The following is a 17,547-nucleotide window of genomic DNA, read 5'->3' on the forward strand; positions in this document are numbered from 1 at the left end:
ATTATGCAAGAAAAAGACACTTCACTACAGCTAATTAAAAACTATTTAAAGAAACTAAAAGAGTTAAGTAAAGATGAAAAAGAAGTAGTAAGAAAACTAATTGAAAGAGGCAGAGTAACTGGATTTCTCTCTTATGAGGAGATTGCAGATGCGCTTGAGAGGATGCCACTAACAGCTGATGAAATTGATGAAATGTTTATACTTTTACAAAAACTTAAAGTTAAGTTCGGTGATAAAGAGAGACTCGAAAGAATAAAAGGAAAACTCACAAGAAAAGCAGTAGAAGAGGTTGAAATTACTGAACTTAAAAATCCAATACAGTCTTATCTTGCAACGATTGGTTCAGTAGATCTCCTCACTCCAGAAGAGGAAATGGAACTTGCCAAGAAAATTGCACATGGAACTGAAGAAGAAAAAAAGTGGGCAAAAGAAAAGCTGCTTAGGGCTAATCTAAGACTTGTTGTTAGTATTGCAAAAAGATACACAGGTCACGGACTTTCATTTCTCGACCTAATACAAGAAGGCAATCTTGGACTTATAAGAGCTGCAGAGAAATTTGACTATAGAAAAGGCTTTAGATTTTCAACTTATGCGACTTGGTGGATTAGACAGGCAATTACGAGAGCACTTGCAGATCAATCAAGACTTATAAGAGTCCCTGTGCATATGGTTGATAGTATTAATAAAATAGAGAAGGCATCCAAGGAACTGATGCAAGAGTTGGGTAGAGAACCAACTTATAAAGAGCTTGCCGAAAGAACAGGTATCTCAGAAAAAAAGATTAGCAAATATTTAAGACTTGCTCAACAACCTCTTTCACTTGAAATGCCTGTAGGAGATGAAGAGGAAAGTAGGCTTGAAAATTTCATTGAGGATAACAGACATCTTACACCAGAAGGTGAAAGTCTCAATCAGTATTACAAAGAACAAATAGAAAAAGTATTGAACAAACTAACACCCCGCGAAAGGGAAATTCTAAAATACCGAATGGGACTTGATGGAGAATATCCTCATACTCTCGAAGAAGTAGGGACAATTTTTGGTGTAACAAGAGAAAGGATTCGACAGGTTGAAGCAAAAGCAAAGCGTAAATTAGCACAATATTTGAAACAATTAGAAAAAGAGGAAGGCACTTTAGAGGAAGAAAGTGGATATGAAGATAACGAGGAATTTCAGGATTAAACTAAAAAGCCTTAGCTATTAGAGTAATAATGTTTTTAACAACTTCTTTTGCTTTTTCCATGGCTTGAATTGAAGCAAACTCATATATGCTGTGGTAGTTATGTCCGCCTGAAAAAATGTTTGGTGTGGGTATACCCATATACGTTAGTCTTGCTCCGTCTGTTCCACCTCTTATTGGCTTAGTTTTGAATTCAAGACCCGCTTTTTCAAAGGCCTTTTTAGCTATATCTAGTATTTCTGGATGCTGTTCAATAATTTCCTTCATGTTGTAGTATTGATCTTTTATTTCGATTGAAACAGTCCCTTCACCATATTTGTCGTTAAGAAAATTAGCAATATTTTCTGCAAAATATTTTCTAAATTGGAATTTTGTCTTATTGTGATCTCTTATAATCGCTTTTAAATTTAATTCCTCTACTCCACCATTGATCTCATAGAAATGATAAAAACCTTCATAGCCTTCGGTTGCTTCTGGCGTTTCAAGTGATGGAAATAGAAACATTAACTCTTGAGAAATCCTGATTGCATTCTTCATTGCTCCTTTTGCGGTTCCAGGATGCGTGTTTATTCCATGAATCTTGTATTTTAGTAAGGCCGCATTAAAGTTTTCGTATTCAAAAACTCCGTATCCTTCTCCATCTACGGTATAAGCAAAGTCAGGTTTAAAAAAAGATAGATCAATTTTATCTACACCGCGGCCTACTTCTTCATCCGGAGTAAATACAACATAAATATCTCCATGGGGGAGATTTTGTTCTTTTATTTCTTTGATTGCCTGTATTATTTCAACAATTCCTGCTTTATCATCTGCACCAAGGAGAGTTGTTCCATCTGTTACTATAAGATCATGTCCAATAAACTCTTCTAATATAGGAAATTTTTCTTTTGAAAGAATAATACCTTTCTCATGATTAAGTATAATATCTGTTCCATTATATTTTTCAATTATCTTTGGGTTAACATTTTGTCCAGATACCTCGGGTGAAGTATCAAGGTGTGCAAGAAATCCTACTTTTGGAACATCAGTTTCAATGTTCTTTGGAATTAATGTATAAACATATCCAAATTCACTAACATTTGCATCAAATCCAAGTTTATTTAGGTCTTCTTTAATGATATTTGCAAGTTCAAGTTGCTGAGAGGTACTTGGGAATGTTTCTGAATCTTCTTTTGACTGCGTATTTACTTTTACGTACCTAATAAATCTTTCTATTAATTCATTCATATTTCACCTCTTAGAAATTATACCAAAATATATATAATATAGAAAATAAAAATGCTTATTGGAGGTTAATTATGGCACAATTTCATATTAGGTGCGAAAGTGAAGACATTTCACCCTATGTAATCCTTGTAGGAAATCCACAAAGAGCTGAAAAAATGTCAAAGCTTTTAGAAGGTGCAAAGCTTGTAAATGAATACAGGCTACTTTACGTCTATACTGGTTTTTACAAAGGAGAAAGAATTACTATAGCAACAACGGGAATGGGGGCACCATCGACTGCAATAGTACTAGAGGAGCTTATTAATCTAGGTGGTAAGGTTTTTATTCGTGTTGGATCTGCAGGAGGAATTGATCCTAAATTGGATGTTGGAGATATTGTTATTGCAACTGGAAGTGTTAGAGATGATGGAACAACACAAAATTATTTAAGACAAACCTTTCCAGCTGTAGCTAACTTCGATATAACAAAAACACTTATCGAGGTAGGCAAAGAAATAAAACCAAATATAGCGTATGGGGTTGTAATTTCACAAGATGCCTTTTACGTGCCATATTCTGACGAAGAGATGGAAAAATTTGTAAAAGCACAAGTAAAAGCAGTAGAAATGGAAAGTGGATGTGTATTTATAGTTAGTCAGTTTAGAGGTGTTAAAGCAGGAGCACTTTTCGCTCTCGATGGAAATGTATATCTTAAAAAGATGAAACCATTTGATGCAGAAGAATTATTCAAGCGTGCTGAAGACGATGCAATAAAAATTGGACTCGAAGCAATTTATAGACTATCTAAGGAAGGACTAAAATGAGAATTTCAAATAAAGTTTTAAATGCGCTTAAAAATGGAGATCCAATTGTAGCTCTTGAAACAACGATTATTACTCATGGAATGCCTTATCCACAAAATATTGAAACAGCATTTGAGGTTGAAAACGTAGTAATAAAAAATGGTGCAGTACCTGCTACAATAGGGATACTCGACGGCGTTGTGATTGTCGGTTTGAGTCAAGATGAAATAGAGGCATTGGCAAAAAAGAAAGATGTTATTAAAGTATCAACAAGAGAAATACCACTTGCAGTTGCAAAAGGATTATCTGGGGGGACAACTGTTTCTGCAACATCATTTCTTGCAGAAAAAACAAACATTAAAGTCTTTGCAACTGGTGGTATTGGTGGCGTTCACAGAGAAGTAAATGAAACTTTTGATATTTCGAGAGATCTTGAAGAACTTGCTGAGCGAGATATTATTGTTGTATCAAGCGGAGTAAAATCAATTCTTGACGTAGAAAAGACAATTGAGTATTTGGAGACAAAAGGCGTCCTCGTTTTGGGCTATAAAACTGATGAATTTCCAACATTTTATTCAAGAAAGAGCGGGATAAAGATTGATCCTACAGATGAGTTTGAAGTTTCAAAAATCTTAAGAGCAAAAAAACTATTCAATATTAAAGGAGCAATTCTAGTTGCAAATCCGATACCAGAAGAATTTGAAATCGACTATAATACAATGGAAATATGGATTAATGAAGCTTTAGACGAAATGAAGAAGATGGGTCTTAAAGGAAAAAGCGTAACTCCCTTTATATTGTCAAAGATTGTTGAACTAAGCAAAGGAAAGTCTCTTCAGGCTAATATCGCACTTATCAAGGATAATGCAAGAGTTGCCTCCTTAATATCGAAAGAAATTGCTTCAAATGGACTGGACTAAAGATTATTTCGATGATATATATTTAAAATATTTTCTTCTTGCACAAAAAGAAGAAAGAACAAAAGAACAAGTAGACTTTATTGAAAAGTTTTTAGAAAAAGATTCATACATCCTTGATGCTGGATGTGGTATTGGAAGACATTCTATAGAGCTTGCTAAAAGAGGCTATAAAGTTTTAGGAATTGATACAAGCCCAATTTATATAAAGGTAGCAAATGAAACAAAAAGCCAGCTCAAACTTGAAAATGCATCATTTGATGTAATGGATATGAGAGAACTTTCTTTTGAAAATACCTTTGATGCAATAATAAATATGTGGTCTTCTTTTGGATATTTCGATGATGGCACAAATGAACATATCTTAAGGCTATTTTTTCAAGCTTTGAAAAAGAATGGTTTTCTAATTATTGACATTGAAAATAGAGATTACATACTAAAATATTTTATCCGCGAAACATTCAAAGAAAGAGAAGATGGCATTTTCATTCTTGAAAGACGAAAATTTAATCCTGTAACCTCTGTTGTTTCGACTCATCGTTACATTGTGGGACCAAATATAAGGAAAGACTATTTGAGACATATAAGGATATATTCTCTAACAGAAATGATAAATATCTTCAAACAAGTTGGTTTTAGCAAGTTAGAGTATTATGGGAATTACAACTTCGAAAAATTCCATGTAGACTCCGAAAGGATTTTAATAATTGGTTTTAAATAAATTGCCTTGTTTTTTTTGGAAATTGTAATATAATATTACTGTATTGGTAATAATTGAAAAGAGGTTAAAATGATTCTTACGACTCTTGAAGGATATGCAATAAAATCACTCATTTACATTGCAAGCAAGAAAGATAGACGTGCAACAGTTAGTGAGATTGCACAAAATAATAATGTCTCTTTCCCCTATATTTTAAGAATTTGCTCCATGTTAAGAGAACACCACATCCTTGAAAGCGAGAAGGGTAGAAGTGGTGGCTATATAATGGTCCGTGATCCAAAGGATATTAGTGTTCTTGAAATAATTCAAGCTGTAAAAAGAAATAGCATTGAGGTTAAATGTGAATTTGGTTTGAAGACTTCTAAATGCAAGCCAGCGGAGTGCATATCAATGCAATCTCTTGAATACCTCAAAAGCAGATTGGATGACTTTTTAAGTAAAATAACACTACAGGATTTGTTAGAAAGGAGTTTAAATTATGGCAATTTTACAAACACAGGTAATTGATGTACTTAAAACAACTTATGTTCCCAAACTCAAAAAATTGCTTCTGAACATTGGTAGTATTGATGGAGTTGAAGTTGTTGGGAAGAAAGTCAATATTGCACTTAGACTGAATCCACTTGATGAAGAGACACTTCAACAGCTTAAAGACATTATTTCAAAAAGACTTACACAACTCGGAGCAGAGGTTGTTGAATTTGAAATTACTTTTAAGGAGCAACCCAAGATAAAGTACATTATTGCAATTGGTTCAGGAAAGGGTGGAGTTGGAAAATCAACCGTTACCACAAATCTTGCAGTTGCACTTGCAAATCTTGGATACAAAGTTGGTATAATGGATGCAGATATTTACGGTCCAAATATACCTAAAATGTTTGGAGTAGAGCAAGAACTTCCAAAAGTAACCCAAGACAGAAAAATGATCCCAGTTGAAAAGTTTGGTGTTAAGCTCATTTCGATTGGTTTTTTGCTTGAAGATCCATCAACTCCAGTCATATGGAGGGGACCATTAGCAACTAAGGCTCTGGAACAGCTTTATGAAGATGTAGAATGGGGAGAACTGGATTTTCTTTTGATTGACTTGCCACCTGGAACAGGCGATGTAGCTTTAACAATTGCACAGACTATTCCAACTCACTATGGGATAATAGTAACAACACCCCAAAGCGTTTCTGTTTTAGATGCTTCAAAAGCACTGGTTATGTTTAAGCAAATGAACATGGAAGTTTTGGGAGTAATTGAGAATATGTCATATTTTAGATGTCCTCATTGTGGTACTAAGACCGAAATTTTTGGAGCAGGTGGTGGAAAGAAGCTCGCTGAATCTCAAGGCGTTCCATTCCTTGGAAGTGTCCCTCTTGAAGTTCAAGTACGTGAGGGTGGAGACGACGGAATACCTTCGTTTTTTGTTGAGGGTAATAGTGAAGTAAGAGAAGCTTTTACCAAAATTTCTAACGAAATTCTAAATATCCTAAAATAATGTTTTGAGATTGATCGTATTTCTGCTATTCTATAATTAGATAATGGGAGAAGATACCGAGGTAATACGACTTAAAAATTCTAAAAACATACTAAAAATAACAGGTGTGTTAGATGAAAACTTTAGGGTATTAGAAGAAAACTTAAATGTTAAAATCACACTAAGGGAAGAAAAAATATACATAAGTGGAAAAAATGAAAACGTTCAGTTAGCTAAAAAAATACTGAAAGAAATAGAGCGACTTGCTGATAAAAGTTATCCTTTTTCTATAGAGGAGTTAATTTACTCAACAAAAATTAAAGATAGTGATTTTCTAAAAGAGCTACCCGCAAGTATCATTATTGAGGACGTTAAAGGCAGAGGTATTGTTCCAAAAACCCTAGGTCAGAAAAAGTTTATAGAAGCTGTTAATAAAAACGATATAACGTTTGTTATTGGTCCAGCTGGTACTGGAAAGACCTTCTTGTCTGTAGCTATGGCAGTGAAATATTTTTTATCAAACAAAATTTCGCGTATAATATTAACTCGACCTGTTGTTGAGGTAGGAGAAAAAATAGGTTATCTTCCAGGTGATATACAACAAAAAGTTGACCCATATTTTAGACCTATATACGATGCACTGTTTGAGTTCCTTGGTCAAGAAAAGACTCAAAGACTTATCAGTAATAAAACAATAGAAATAGCTCCCCTTGCATTCATGCGGGGAAGAACTTTAAATGACGCCTTTATCATAATGGACGAGGCTCAGAACACAACATTCTCCCAAATGAAAATGTTTCTTACAAGACTTGGTATGGGTTCAAAAATGGTTGTCACTGGTGATCTAACTCAGAGTGATTTACTGGCAAGCCAAGGAAAAAATGGATTAGAACTAGCTGTCGAGATTTTGAAGAATGTAGATGGAATTGAATTTGTTTATCTTGATGTAACCGATATTGTGAGACATAACCTTGTTCAAAAGATAATAAATGCATATGAAAAATTTGAGAATAAATCGAAAAATAAATCCTAGATTAATAGTAAATTTTTTTGCACAAGAGTTAAAACTTTTAGCTTTTATATTTGTTTTATTTCTTACCTTAAACTACATTCTTTTATTTCTGTCTTTAAAAGGTCAAATAAATATTTCTGTTAACAAACCTGCTCCTCAAGATATAATCGTACCAGCGACAATTTCGTATATAGATGAAACAAAAACTGCACAGGCTATTGAAAATGCAAAGAAATCCGTAAAACCTCTATATAAATACGATGCAAATGTTGAAATTGAAGTTCAGAACAATATAGTAAACTTTATTAATGAAATAAATTCTGTGAAAGAGGACTCAACAATAACGGACAGCGAAAAACTTAGTTCAATAAAAGAGATATGTAATAATGATTCCAAAATTGCAAATCTTTTATTTGAAATTAAAACAGATAAGTTAAATTTCTTAAAGAATTTTATTGCAAACGAGTTAAACAATTTATATAAAAAAGGTTTAAGAGATACTGAACTCAGTGACGTAATTAAGTCAATTGAAAAAGATGCAGATTCCTTAGGTCTAAATAGTAACGATAAGCTTATTATCTCATGGCTTGTTCAAAAATTTGTAAAACCAAATTTCATATATGATGAAGATGCAACAGACAAAGCTATACAGGATGCTGTAAAAAATGTAAAACCAGTCGTAGTAGTATTGCAAGAAGGGACCAAAATTATTGAAAAAGGACAGAAAGTCACCGAAGAAGATATTAAATTACTTGAGAAAATTGGGCTATATAAGAGATTTAGTTTCTTCACTTTAAGTCTTCTGTTTTTTCTTTCTATAATTGAAGGAACTCTTGCATTTTATATAGTACATGATAAGAAAAAGAAACTTCAAAAGATTTCAGAATATTTTACTTTGCTTGCTTTAGTTTTGATTGCATCATATTCTCTTGGAAGCTTCTCTATTTATACAATCCCAGCATTGCTATTTTTAATAATGGTTAATGAATTTTTTTCATTTAGGGATGTTCTTATTTCTACGCTTATTTTTTTATTGAATTTGTTAACATTCATTAGCCAACCACTTTTTGTCTTACTAGTCTTTTTGTCTATTTCAATTCCAATTGTTTATTACATCAATAAAACAAAGAAAATCTCAAGTTATTTTGTTTCAAGCATTATTGGAGGAACATTTGTTTCTTTTGTGGTATTTATTCTTAATAAAAACTTTTCGTTGCCCAACCAACTTTCTTTTAGTAACGCGTTTTATTCATTTTTAAATTTTATGTTTTCACCAATTGTTGCTATCGCAATAGTATACATATTCGAGCATATCTTTAATGAGGCTACATTTCTTAGACTTCTTGAATTAAACGATTTAAACACCCCACTCCTCAAGGAAATGTCTGTTAAAGCACCAGGTACATTTGCCCATAGTCTTTTTGTTGCAAATATTTCATCGCAAGCAGCTGATGCTATTAACGCAAATTCGCTTTTGGCAAGAGTCGGTGCATTATATCATGACATAGGGAAATTACTTTATCCTTTTTACTTCACAGAGAATCAGACAGACATAGCAAATATTCATAACACTATTTCGCCCAGCTTAAGTAAAGTAATTATTATTAATCATGTGAAGGACGGAATAGAACTTGCAAAAAGGTATAGACTCCCTGATGATATAATTCACTTCATTGAGACACATCATGGAAAAAGTGTAATTATGTATTTTTATCTTAAAGCAAAAGAAGTTGATCCAAACGTTTCTATGGACGATTTTAGATACCCAGGACCTCTCCCAGATACTAAGGAAACTGTTATAGTTTCTCTTGCAGATGCAGTTGAAGCAGCTTCAAAGAGTCTTGGCAACGAAGAAATAGATTACAGAAAAATTGAAGAACTTGTTAATAGATTGGTTGAGGACAGAATAAAACAGGGAGAATTAGCAAATGCAGAAATTACTTTTTCTGAACTTGAAAAGGTAAAAGTTTCATTTGTAAAAAGTCTCCTTTCAATATATCATAAAAGAGAGAGGTATCCTGATGGAAAGTAAGGTTAGAGTGGAAATCTTAAATAAGGTTAGAAAATTTAAGGTAAATAAAACTGGTATAAAGAATGTTGTAGATTCTATTTTTAATGAATTAAATGTTAAAGAAAAGGGACAAATTAGTATTGTGCTTCTGTCTAAAAATGCCATAAGAGAAATAAATAAAAGATATAGGAAAAAAGATAAACCTACAAATGTCCTTTCATTCCAGATTGATTATGAAAAAGGAAAAAATATCTACGGAGAAATTTTAATTTCTCCTGAAGTAGCTCAAAATGAGGCAAAAAAACTCGGTAACAATTTTAATGACTATTTTATATTTTTAATTATTCATGGGGTACTTCATCTTCTTGGATATGATCATGAAAAAGATGATGAGAGGATTGTTATGGAACAGTTAGAGGAAAAACTTCTCAAGGAAATTTTAGTTAAAATTAAAAGGCAGGTGGTTAAACTTTGTCTTCGTTAGGTTTAAGTATCATATTAATTATTGTATTACTGTTTTTCTCTGCTATATTCACTATGCTTGAATCTGCAATGTTTAATTCATCGCTATTAAGAATTCAAACAGCAGCGAAAAGGAACTTTATTTACAAACTTATATTGGAGCACAAAAAGAGGCCAGAAAATTTCATAAGTGCAGTTGTAATAGGGAATAATTTTGTAAATTTTCTAATTTCAGCGTTAATTACAAATATTGCAGTTATTTATTCAAATAAGTTCGGGTTTTCAAATGAAATTGTTATTCTGCTTGCAACTATAACTACTACTCTTATTGTGGTTATTTTTGGCGAAACTGTGCCAAAAACAATAGGAAGCACAATTCCAGAGAAGAGTTTAGGAGCAACATTTACAATTTTTCTTCCATTCTACTACATTTTAAAGCCATTCGCTTTTATTCTTTCAAAGATTTCAGAATTTATACTCTTTATTTTTGGTATAAAAGCTGGCGAAAAGCGATTTTTTGAATCTGAAGATGAAGTTATTTCAATGATTGAACTTGGGAAAAGAGAAGGCTTAATAGAACATGAAGAAGAAAAAATGATATATTCAATCTTTGAATTCGGCGATACTATAGTCAAAGAAATTATGACCCCAAGGGTTGATATAGTTGCAATTGATATCGAAAGTGATCTTGATGAGATACTTGATATTATAACAAAAAGTGGTCACTCAAGATTGCCAGTTTATGAGGAAAAAATTGATAATGTAATAGGAATCTTGTATGTAAAGGATTTACTAAAAGTCATCGCCAAAAAGGAAAAGCCTGATATAAGGAAAATTTTACGTGCCCCATTTTTTGTACCAGAGACAAAAAGAGTTGATGAATTGTTCAAAGAGATGCAAAAGAATAAAATTCAAATTGCCCTTGTTTTCGATGAATATGGAGGCGTTTCGGGACTTGTTACCATAGAAGATATTCTTGAGGAAATCGTTGGAGAGATACAAGATGAGTTTGATATTGAAGAAAAGCCAGTTCAGAGGCTCGATGATAATGCATACCTTATTTCCGGAGCATTTAACATTGATGACTTTAACGAAATGTTTAACGTCCAGCTTTCAGGTGAAGAAGCATCTACAATAGGAGGATTACTTTTAGAACATTTTGGAAGATTGCCAAATCCAGGAGAAGAAATTATAATTGATAATGTAAAATTCATAGTAAGTAAAGTTAGAAATAGAAGAATAGTGCAAGTCAAAGTAATTTTTGTGGAAGAGAGGAAAGAAGGTGAAACAAATGAAAAAGAATGAGGTAATAGAAAAAGCAATAGAAGCAATGAACAAGGCTTATGCACCATATTCAAAGTTTAAAGTTGGTGCAGCACTTCTAACTAAAAGTGGAAAGATTTTTACAGGTTGTAATATTGAAAATTCAAGTTATGGTGCAAGTATTTGTGCAGAAAGAGTTGCGATTTTTAAGGCAGTAAGTGAGGGCGAATATGAGTTTGAATTGCTTGTTGTTGCAACAAAAACTGATGAACCATCACCACCGTGTGGAATTTGTAGACAGGTGATTTCAGAATTCTCAAATGATCTTCCTATTATACTTGTTAACGAAAAAGGTTCTATTATTGAGACAAATATAAAAGAATTATTACCATTTCCTTTTTTAAAAGAAAAACTTGATGGGAGGTAAAAATGAAAAAATACTTTCTTTTTGCGAACTGGAAAATGCATAAGACAATAAAGGAATCTTTAGAATATGCAGATTGTTTAAAAAATTTTAAGGATTATGCAGAAGAAGTTAAAATTGGAATATTTCCTCCATTTACAGCGTTAGAAAGTTTTGCTAAGTCTGTGAGATCTTTACCCGTAAGTGTAGGAGCGCAAAACATGTACCATGAAGAAAAAGGAGCATTTACTGGCGAGATTTCACCACTAATGCTTAATGAAATTGGAGTTAAGTATGTTCTTATTGGACACTCAGAGAGACGTCATATATTCAATGAAGATAACAGTCTAATAAACAAGAAAGTCTTGTCAGCGATGGGACATGGAATAATGCCTGTCCTTTGTGTTGGCGAAACATTAGATGAGAGAAACGAAAACAAAACAAAAGAAGTTATAAGAGAACAGATAGTTAAAGGTCTAAACGGTGTTAATACAACCAACTTTGTAATTGCATATGAGCCTGTGTGGGCAATAGGAACAGGGATAAATGCAACTCCTGAACAGGCAAAAGAAGTCCATCAATTTATAAAAGAATTACTTCACGAGAAATTCGGAGACAGTTCTTCCGAAATTTCTATTCTTTATGGTGGAAGCATAAAATCTGATAACTTCAACAGCCTTGCATCTGTTGAAGAAATTGACGGAGGACTCGTAGGTGGAGCAAGTCTTGATTGTAAAACATTTATTGAACTTTATAAAATATTGATGAATAAAAAGTTAAAATAAAAAGTGCTTGAGCATTTGATAAGAGAAATAAGGTCGTCTGAAACTTACAAAGGACAAATTGTTAAGCTATTTGAAATTGAAGGTCAAAATTATGAAGTTTTTGACTTCCCAGATGAGTTGCATAAAGACCTAAAAGAAAAATTAAAGAATAAGGGCATTTTTGGTTTATACAAGCATCAACTTGAAACATTTGATCTGCTGAACAAGGGTTTGAATGTAATTATTACTTCTTCAACTGCGTCAGGAAAAACCCTAGCTTTTAATATTCCAATAATAAATAAATTGAGCAAAGACAGAAATGCCTCTGCCTTATATCTATATCCCACTAAAGCTTTAGCACAAGACCAGTTAGAAAAACTCGTAGAATTCACACAAATTACTGCTTATACATATGATGGGGATACACCAGCCGAAGAAAGACACTATCTTAGAAAATTCGGAAGAATTATTATTGCAAATCCAGATATACTTCATGTAGGAATGCTTCCCAACCATATCTTGTGGAGTCGTTTTTTAAGTAATCTAAAGTTTGTAGTAATTGATGAAGCTCATTATTATTCAGGAGTTCTTGGCTCACATATTTCAATGGTTCTACGAAGGCTTAGAAGAATTTTATCGTACTACGGAAGCTACCCACAATTCATCTTATCTTCCGCAACTCTTGAGAACCCCCTTGAGTTCGCATATAAATTAGTAGGAGAAAGATTTGAATTGGTTAAAGGTCCTATCACTTCACCATTCAAAAAACTATTCATAATTTACAATCCACCTATTGTAAATGAAGCTATGAATTTGAGAAAAAATATTATACAAGAGGCAACAAATCTGATTGAAATATTATTAAAAACTAACCAGACAGTAATTGTTTTCGTAAAATCCCGTCAAGGTGTTGAAATATTAACTAAACTTCTCCAGGAAAGGCTGGGTGAGTCTTTCCTAATTTCTTCTTACAGAGCAGGTTATTCTAAAGAACTTAGAAGATCGATTGAAAAAAAAATAAAAAGTGGAGAAATTAAATGTATTGTTGCAACAAACGCACTCGAGCTTGGAATTGATATTGGGGAGCTAGATTCAACTGTAATTGTTGGATATCCTGGCACAATTGCAAGCCTATTCCAGCAATCAGGAAGATCGGGGAGAACTCATGAGTCAACTACTTTCTTCTTGACAAGTAGTAATCCCTTAGACCAATACTTTACAAAAGATCCGGATTATCTTTTTCGTGGAAAATTTGAGAGTTTAAATATTGATTTAAATAATCCTTATATCCTAAAACCACATATCTTGTGTGCAGCTTATGAACTTCCCATCCAAATTGATGTAGACAGCGAATATTTTGGAAATACATTAAAAGAAACTATAAGCGATTTACAGAAAGAAAATTTAATTTTAAAAAAAGGTGATAAGCACTTCTTCAATGGTAGAAAATCGCCTGCACCTCAGGTGAATTTAAGAAGTTCTGGAGAAGAAAACATAAAGTTGATTGATTTAGAAAAGAACACTATCCTTGAAAGAATATCAAAAAATCGAGCACTTGAAGAAGCATTTTTGGGTGCAGTTTATCTTCACTTAGGTGAAACTTACTTGGTAAAGAAGATGGATCTTGAAAATAAAGAAATTTATCTCAAAAAAGAAATGACTGATTATTATACTGATTCTCTTGCAATAGAAACTATCTTGATAGACAATATATTAAAAGAAAAAAATGTGTTCAAGGTTAAAGCATACTTTGGTGAAGTTACAGTAGAAGAAGTTATAAGAGGATTTGTAAAAAAACAATTTTTCACAGACAGAAAAATAGAAACCCTACCCTTAGAATTACCGAAAATCGATTTCAAAACAAAAGCACTTTGGATAACGATTGACAACAATATTACAGAGAAAATAAAGAAGATTGACGATTTTTTAGGTGCAATTCATGCAGCAGAACATGCAATGGTTGGTATATTACCTCTTATTGTACAATGTGATAGAAACGATATAGGCGGTGTTTCCCACCCAATGCATCCTGATACAAATCAAACTACGATTTTCTTATACGACGGAATTGAGGGAGGAGTTGGCATAACAGAAAAGGCATTTGAAAGACTTGATGAACTTATTGAAACTGCTTTGAAAAGCATTACTTCTTGTCCCTGCAAAGATGGTTGTCCTTCTTGTATTTATTCGCCAAAGTGTGGCAATGAAAATAATCCTCTAAGTAAAAGTGGAGCCGTAATGCTATTAAGAGAGATAATATCATGATTAAAAAAATTCTTATAATTCTTATAGTTTTTATATTAATACTTCTACCTTTATTTACAATACTTCTTCTAAATCATTTAATTTTTTCCTATCTTTACGATAAATTAGATTTAAAAGACTACAACAATATCGAGAAAAAAGATTACTTAAATAAAGTTTCGCAAATTGTGTGGTACTTTTTCAATAACAAACCATTTTTAGAAATGCAGGAATTGTCCTACATAGAAAAAATTCATATGAAGGATGTTAAAACTCTGATATGTTTTGCACTTTTTGTTTTTATACTATCAATTATGGGCATTTTGATATTTAAGAAACAAGTAGATAAATTAATCATGAAGCAAGCATCTTTTATCGCTTTAGCGATTGTTGCTTTAATTCTTACTTTCAGTTTAACTAATTTTGACTCAGCGTTTATAATTTTTCATAAAATACTTTTCAGGAACAGTTTTTGGCTTTTAGATCCCTCTACTCTCCTTATAAGACTCTTTCCCGAGAGTGTTTTTATGAATCTTGCTTATGTTTGGTTTGTAAGCATAACAATCCTATCAATCCTTATAATTTTTCTTGTCTCTATGTAGATATGCATAAGCATTGTGATTGTGTATACTTTCATAGCTTATAGCTTCAACTTCATAATAAGTAATTCTATCATCTTGATTTAATAAAATTGAGACTTCTCTTACAATGTCTTCTACAAACATTGGATTCATATATGCTTTCTCAGTTATGTATTTTTCATCTGGACGTTTAAGTAAAGCATAAAGTGGTGCGCTTGCAGAATTTTCAACCATCTCGACAATTTCTTCAATCCATACAAGTCTATCCATTTTTGTTCTAACTTTTATATTTGCACGCTGATTGTGTGCTCCAAAATCCGCTATTTCCTTAGAACAAGGACACAAAAGATGAACTGGAACATTTACTTCGAGAATAAAATCGAATTTTTCGTCTTTAGAGGCTATAAATGCACATTCATAATCCATATAACTTTCTTCTTTAGTTATTGGCGCTTTTTTAAGAACGAAGTAAGGAAATTTTAAAATAATATGTGCAACTTTTGCTTTCAATTCTTGTTTAATATCATCAAGTATTCTTTCTAAATTTGAAAGCGACATATTGTTTCTATGGCGGTTAAGGACTTCTACAAATCGACTCATATGTGTACCTCTATACTCCGAAGGAAGATCTACGTAAATATCAATTAATGCAACTGTATTTTGAAAACCGTTTTGCTTATCCATAATACGTATTGGGTATCTTATTGAAGAAACACCTACTTTTTCAATAAATATATTTCTTTCATCTCTCTCGCTTTGCACATCTTTCATCTTACAACCACCCTGTTATTATCTCCTTCGTAAAGTATAATCTCAAATACAGAGCAACCGAATTCCCTAAAAGCATTATCTAAGGTATTAAAAATCCATTGTGCGACTAGCTCTGTTGTTGGATTTTCAAACATTTCGTTTAAATATTTGTGATCAAGGATAGAAATAACCTTGTCTTGGACAATTTGTTTTAAAATAGAAAAGTCCAGAACCATCCCATCATCTTTAAGATCACCAGTGATAGTGACAACAAGGTGATAAGTGTGACCGTGCATATTTTCGCACTTACCATGATAATCAATAACTCTATGTGCTGCATCAAAAGAGAATTCCCTTGATAGAAGAAACATTTTACCTCCAAAATGGCGGAGAGGGTGGGATTTGAACCCACGGCAGGCTTTTGACCCGCACACGCTCTCCAGGCGTGCACCTTAAGCCACTCGGTCACCTCTCCAAATGCATATAAATGATATCAAATTTTGCTAAAAAAATCAAGGTTTAAATTTTAGGAATAACGCCCAAGAGAGCGTTATAGTGAGTAAAAATAGAAATGGTTTTAACATCAACCTATAAACTCTTTTAAATTCAGTTTTGAAATAATCGACACTAAGTGAAAGACAAAGATGCATTGGAGTAAATAATAGGGCAGTCCAGACACCAAAATATGCAATAAGTATGTTTGATGGAATAAGAGAATTACCAACCTTCAAAAGTGGCATAAGAAGCGGATATGCAATACCAATGGAAGCAGAAGAAATTCCCGCAAGAAAGCCGATTGAGAATGGAAGAATAAACAGAATCAAATATGTAGGAGTTTTAAGTGATTGAAGTTCAATAAATATACTTTGAGCAAAATTTGTTGATGTTACAATCTCTCTGAGAAAGAAAATCGCATATATAAGGAACGTGTACTCTAAAATTTTCTTATACTTGAAAGACAGCTTTAGTGTTTTGAATGGCACTTTTCTCAAAATTATTAGATATACTAAACCAAATAACATTGAAACAAAACTAGGATATTTTTTAAAAATCATGAGAAATGCAAAAATCAAAATAATGGGAGATAAATTTTTCAGAATGTCAAACGCAGTATATAAATCTGTCCGATTTTTTTGTTTTTTCCCATTTTTAATAAAAGGAACTATGAAGATAATTCCCGAAAAAAACATTCCTACGGAAATAGGCCACTGAATAGAAATAATTTTGAAAATTGTTGTTCCAAGAATAGAAACACCTAATAGAAACTCTGGATAAAGAGGTGAAATAGGTTCCCAAACATGTCTAAACCAAAAGTTTAATAACGCTTTCTCATCTGAATTAATTTCTACATCCATTGCCCCTTCATCAACCATTGGAGCAGAGACGAGTGCACCTCCTGGCATTGGTAGTAACCCAACCACAAGAGAAAAGATAGGAAGGAAGGCTTTAGGTGAAAGTATTTTTTTGAAGTCTTCTGTGATATCTGAAAGCAGTCCTGAAGTTTTCAAAAGCTCACCAAGATAAGTCACTATAATTATTACAAGTATCATATTGATAGTATCTAAGTGAGATAATGTTTGTAGCATCAACTGAAAGATTCTAATTATATTCAAATCTTTGAAAAAAGATGTTATGATTGCAATAAGAAAAATTGAAACAGCAATGCTGAATCTCAATTGAACAAAAATTCCTACCAAGGCTAGGGCAATTATAAGAAAAAGCAAATCTTTCATACTTAACGATTATATCAATTTTTGACTCTTTTTGA

18 protein-coding genes and 1 tRNA gene are annotated in these 17,547 nt (G+C 32.5%); 14 read left to right on the forward strand and 5 right to left on the reverse strand.

Features of this window, described 5'->3' with window-relative positions:
- Positions 1 to 3: 3 nt before the first annotated feature.
- Positions 4 to 1,182: a sigma-70 family RNA polymerase sigma factor gene (locus tag ACP5SP_RS02025; RefSeq protein WP_416084613.1), complete on the forward strand. Its 1,179-nt coding sequence runs from the start codon at positions 4 to 6 to the stop codon at positions 1,180 to 1,182.
- A 1-nt stretch (position 1,183) separates the two neighbouring features.
- Here ACP5SP_RS02025 and pepT read toward each other — a convergent pair whose 3' ends face one another.
- Complete coding sequence (gene pepT / locus ACP5SP_RS02030) at positions 1,184 to 2,407, reverse strand: peptidase T (protein ID WP_416084612.1); 1,224 nt, start codon at positions 2,405 to 2,407, stop codon at positions 1,184 to 1,186.
- 71 nt (positions 2,408 to 2,478) lie between these two features.
- Here pepT and ACP5SP_RS02035 point away from each other — a divergent pair, with 71 nt between their 5' ends.
- From ACP5SP_RS02035 to ACP5SP_RS02095, 13 genes are all read left to right on the forward strand, one after another.
- Positions 2,479 to 3,210, forward strand: coding sequence for a nucleoside phosphorylase (locus tag ACP5SP_RS02035; RefSeq protein WP_424586708.1), 732 nt, complete (start codon positions 2,479 to 2,481; stop codon positions 3,208 to 3,210).
- The gene (locus ACP5SP_RS02040; RefSeq protein ID WP_428066327.1) at positions 3,207 to 4,109 is read left to right on the forward strand and encodes a pseudouridine-5'-phosphate glycosidase; all 903 of its coding nucleotides are present in this window, start codon (positions 3,207 to 3,209) and stop codon (positions 4,107 to 4,109) included. The genes ACP5SP_RS02035 and ACP5SP_RS02040 overlap by 4 nt, the downstream gene beginning before the upstream one ends.
- Positions 4,096 to 4,827, forward strand: a complete 732-nt coding sequence (locus ACP5SP_RS02045) for a class I SAM-dependent methyltransferase (RefSeq protein ID WP_416084609.1) — start codon at positions 4,096 to 4,098, stop codon at positions 4,825 to 4,827. The genes ACP5SP_RS02040 and ACP5SP_RS02045 overlap by 14 nt, the downstream gene beginning before the upstream one ends.
- Positions 4,828 to 4,896: 69 nt before the next feature.
- Positions 4,897 to 5,334, forward strand: coding sequence for an RrF2 family transcriptional regulator (locus tag ACP5SP_RS02050; protein WP_424586706.1), 438 nt, complete (start codon positions 4,897 to 4,899; stop codon positions 5,332 to 5,334).
- A complete protein-coding gene (locus tag ACP5SP_RS02055; protein WP_424586705.1) occupies positions 5,306 to 6,310 on the forward strand; it encodes an Mrp/NBP35 family ATP-binding protein in 1,005 nt (334 codons plus the stop codon). Before ACP5SP_RS02050 ends, ACP5SP_RS02055 begins: the two co-directional genes overlap by 29 nt.
- Positions 6,311 to 6,353: 43 nt before the next feature.
- On the forward strand, positions 6,354 to 7,322 hold the full coding sequence (locus tag ACP5SP_RS02060; protein WP_416084606.1) for a PhoH family protein: 969 nt from the start codon (positions 6,354 to 6,356) through the stop codon (positions 7,320 to 7,322).
- Positions 7,285 to 9,333 carry an HD family phosphohydrolase gene (locus ACP5SP_RS02065; RefSeq protein ID WP_424586704.1) on the forward strand — a complete coding sequence of 683 codons (2,049 nt, stop codon included), beginning with the start codon at positions 7,285 to 7,287 and terminating at the stop codon, positions 9,331 to 9,333. The genes ACP5SP_RS02060 and ACP5SP_RS02065 overlap by 38 nt, the downstream gene beginning before the upstream one ends.
- Positions 9,323 to 9,796, forward strand: coding sequence for an rRNA maturation RNase YbeY (gene ybeY / locus ACP5SP_RS02070; RefSeq protein ID WP_424586703.1), 474 nt, complete (start codon positions 9,323 to 9,325; stop codon positions 9,794 to 9,796). Before ACP5SP_RS02065 ends, ybeY begins: the two co-directional genes overlap by 11 nt.
- Positions 9,784 to 11,079, forward strand: coding sequence for a hemolysin family protein (locus ACP5SP_RS02075; protein ID WP_424606438.1), 1,296 nt, complete (start codon positions 9,784 to 9,786; stop codon positions 11,077 to 11,079). The genes ybeY and ACP5SP_RS02075 overlap by 13 nt, the downstream gene beginning before the upstream one ends.
- Complete coding sequence (gene cdd, locus ACP5SP_RS02080; RefSeq protein WP_424586701.1) at positions 11,066 to 11,464, forward strand: cytidine deaminase; 399 nt, start codon at positions 11,066 to 11,068, stop codon at positions 11,462 to 11,464. Before ACP5SP_RS02075 ends, cdd begins: the two co-directional genes overlap by 14 nt.
- Before the next feature lie 2 nt (positions 11,465 to 11,466).
- The gene (gene tpiA / locus ACP5SP_RS02085) at positions 11,467 to 12,225 is read left to right on the forward strand and encodes a triose-phosphate isomerase (RefSeq protein WP_416084601.1); all 759 of its coding nucleotides are present in this window, start codon (positions 11,467 to 11,469) and stop codon (positions 12,223 to 12,225) included.
- A gap of 3 nt (positions 12,226 to 12,228) precedes the next feature.
- Entirely contained in the window at positions 12,229 to 14,469 is a 2,241-nt protein-coding gene (locus ACP5SP_RS02090) for a DEAD/DEAH box helicase (protein WP_428075954.1), read from the forward strand.
- Entirely contained in the window at positions 14,466 to 15,050 is a 585-nt protein-coding gene (locus tag ACP5SP_RS02095) for a DUF1461 domain-containing protein (RefSeq protein WP_416084599.1), read from the forward strand. Before ACP5SP_RS02090 ends, ACP5SP_RS02095 begins: the two co-directional genes overlap by 4 nt.
- On the opposite strand, the gene folE2 is transcribed toward ACP5SP_RS02095, so the two are convergent.
- From folE2 to ACP5SP_RS02115, 4 genes are all read right to left on the reverse strand, one after another.
- Complete coding sequence (folE2, locus tag ACP5SP_RS02100) at positions 15,018 to 15,800, reverse strand: GTP cyclohydrolase FolE2 (RefSeq protein ID WP_424596501.1); 783 nt, start codon at positions 15,798 to 15,800, stop codon at positions 15,018 to 15,020. The genes ACP5SP_RS02095 and folE2 overlap by 33 nt on opposite strands.
- On the reverse strand, positions 15,797 to 16,150 hold the full coding sequence (gene queD, locus ACP5SP_RS02105) for a 6-carboxytetrahydropterin synthase QueD (protein WP_424586698.1): 354 nt from the start codon (positions 16,148 to 16,150) through the stop codon (positions 15,797 to 15,799). Before queD ends, folE2 begins: the two co-directional genes overlap by 4 nt.
- Positions 16,151 to 16,163: 13 nt before the next feature.
- Positions 16,164 to 16,254: transfer RNA gene (locus ACP5SP_RS02110), tRNA-Ser, on the reverse strand.
- A gap of 37 nt (positions 16,255 to 16,291) precedes the next feature.
- On the reverse strand, positions 16,292 to 17,512 hold the full coding sequence (locus ACP5SP_RS02115; protein ID WP_416084596.1) for a DUF401 family protein: 1,221 nt from the start codon (positions 17,510 to 17,512) through the stop codon (positions 16,292 to 16,294).
- Between the last annotated feature and the right edge of the window lie 35 nt (positions 17,513 to 17,547).

The sequence above is a fragment of the Caldisericum sp. genome (assembly GCF_049967455.1).
Lineage (GTDB): Bacteria > Caldisericota > Caldisericia > Caldisericales > Caldisericaceae > Caldisericum > Caldisericum exile_A.

Excerpts from the sequence above, each read along its gene's own strand:
- ACP5SP_RS02025 (WP_416084613.1), top strand. The coding sequence starts at position 4 with ATGCAAGAAAAAGACACTTCACTACAGCTAATTAAAAACTATTTAAAG.
- pepT (WP_416084612.1), bottom strand. The coding sequence starts at position 2,407 with ATGAATGAATTAATAGAAAGATTTATTAGGTACGTAAAAGTAAATACG.
- ACP5SP_RS02035 (WP_424586708.1), top strand. The coding sequence starts at position 2,479 with ATGGCACAATTTCATATTAGGTGCGAAAGTGAAGACATTTCACCCTAT.
- ACP5SP_RS02040 (WP_428066327.1), top strand. The coding sequence starts at position 3,207 with ATGAGAATTTCAAATAAAGTTTTAAATGCGCTTAAAAATGGAGATCCA.
- ACP5SP_RS02045 (WP_416084609.1), top strand. The coding sequence starts at position 4,096 with ATGGACTGGACTAAAGATTATTTCGATGATATATATTTAAAATATTTT.
- ACP5SP_RS02050 (WP_424586706.1), top strand. The coding sequence starts at position 4,897 with ATGATTCTTACGACTCTTGAAGGATATGCAATAAAATCACTCATTTAC.
- ACP5SP_RS02055 (WP_424586705.1), top strand. The coding sequence starts at position 5,306 with ATGGCAATTTTACAAACACAGGTAATTGATGTACTTAAAACAACTTAT.
- ACP5SP_RS02060 (WP_416084606.1), top strand. The coding sequence starts at position 6,354 with ATGGGAGAAGATACCGAGGTAATACGACTTAAAAATTCTAAAAACATA.
- ACP5SP_RS02065 (WP_424586704.1), top strand. The coding sequence starts at position 7,285 with ATGAAAAATTTGAGAATAAATCGAAAAATAAATCCTAGATTAATAGTA.
- ybeY (WP_424586703.1), top strand. The coding sequence starts at position 9,323 with ATGGAAAGTAAGGTTAGAGTGGAAATCTTAAATAAGGTTAGAAAATTT.
- cdd (WP_424586701.1), top strand. The coding sequence starts at position 11,066 with ATGAAAAAGAATGAGGTAATAGAAAAAGCAATAGAAGCAATGAACAAG.
- tpiA (WP_416084601.1), top strand. The coding sequence starts at position 11,467 with ATGAAAAAATACTTTCTTTTTGCGAACTGGAAAATGCATAAGACAATA.
- ACP5SP_RS02095 (WP_416084599.1), top strand. The coding sequence starts at position 14,466 with ATGATTAAAAAAATTCTTATAATTCTTATAGTTTTTATATTAATACTT.
- folE2 (WP_424596501.1), bottom strand. The coding sequence starts at position 15,800 with ATGAAAGATGTGCAAAGCGAGAGAGATGAAAGAAATATATTTATTGAA.
- queD (WP_424586698.1), bottom strand. The coding sequence starts at position 16,150 with ATGTTTCTTCTATCAAGGGAATTCTCTTTTGATGCAGCACATAGAGTT.
- ACP5SP_RS02115 (WP_416084596.1), bottom strand. The coding sequence starts at position 17,512 with ATGAAAGATTTGCTTTTTCTTATAATTGCCCTAGCCTTGGTAGGAATT.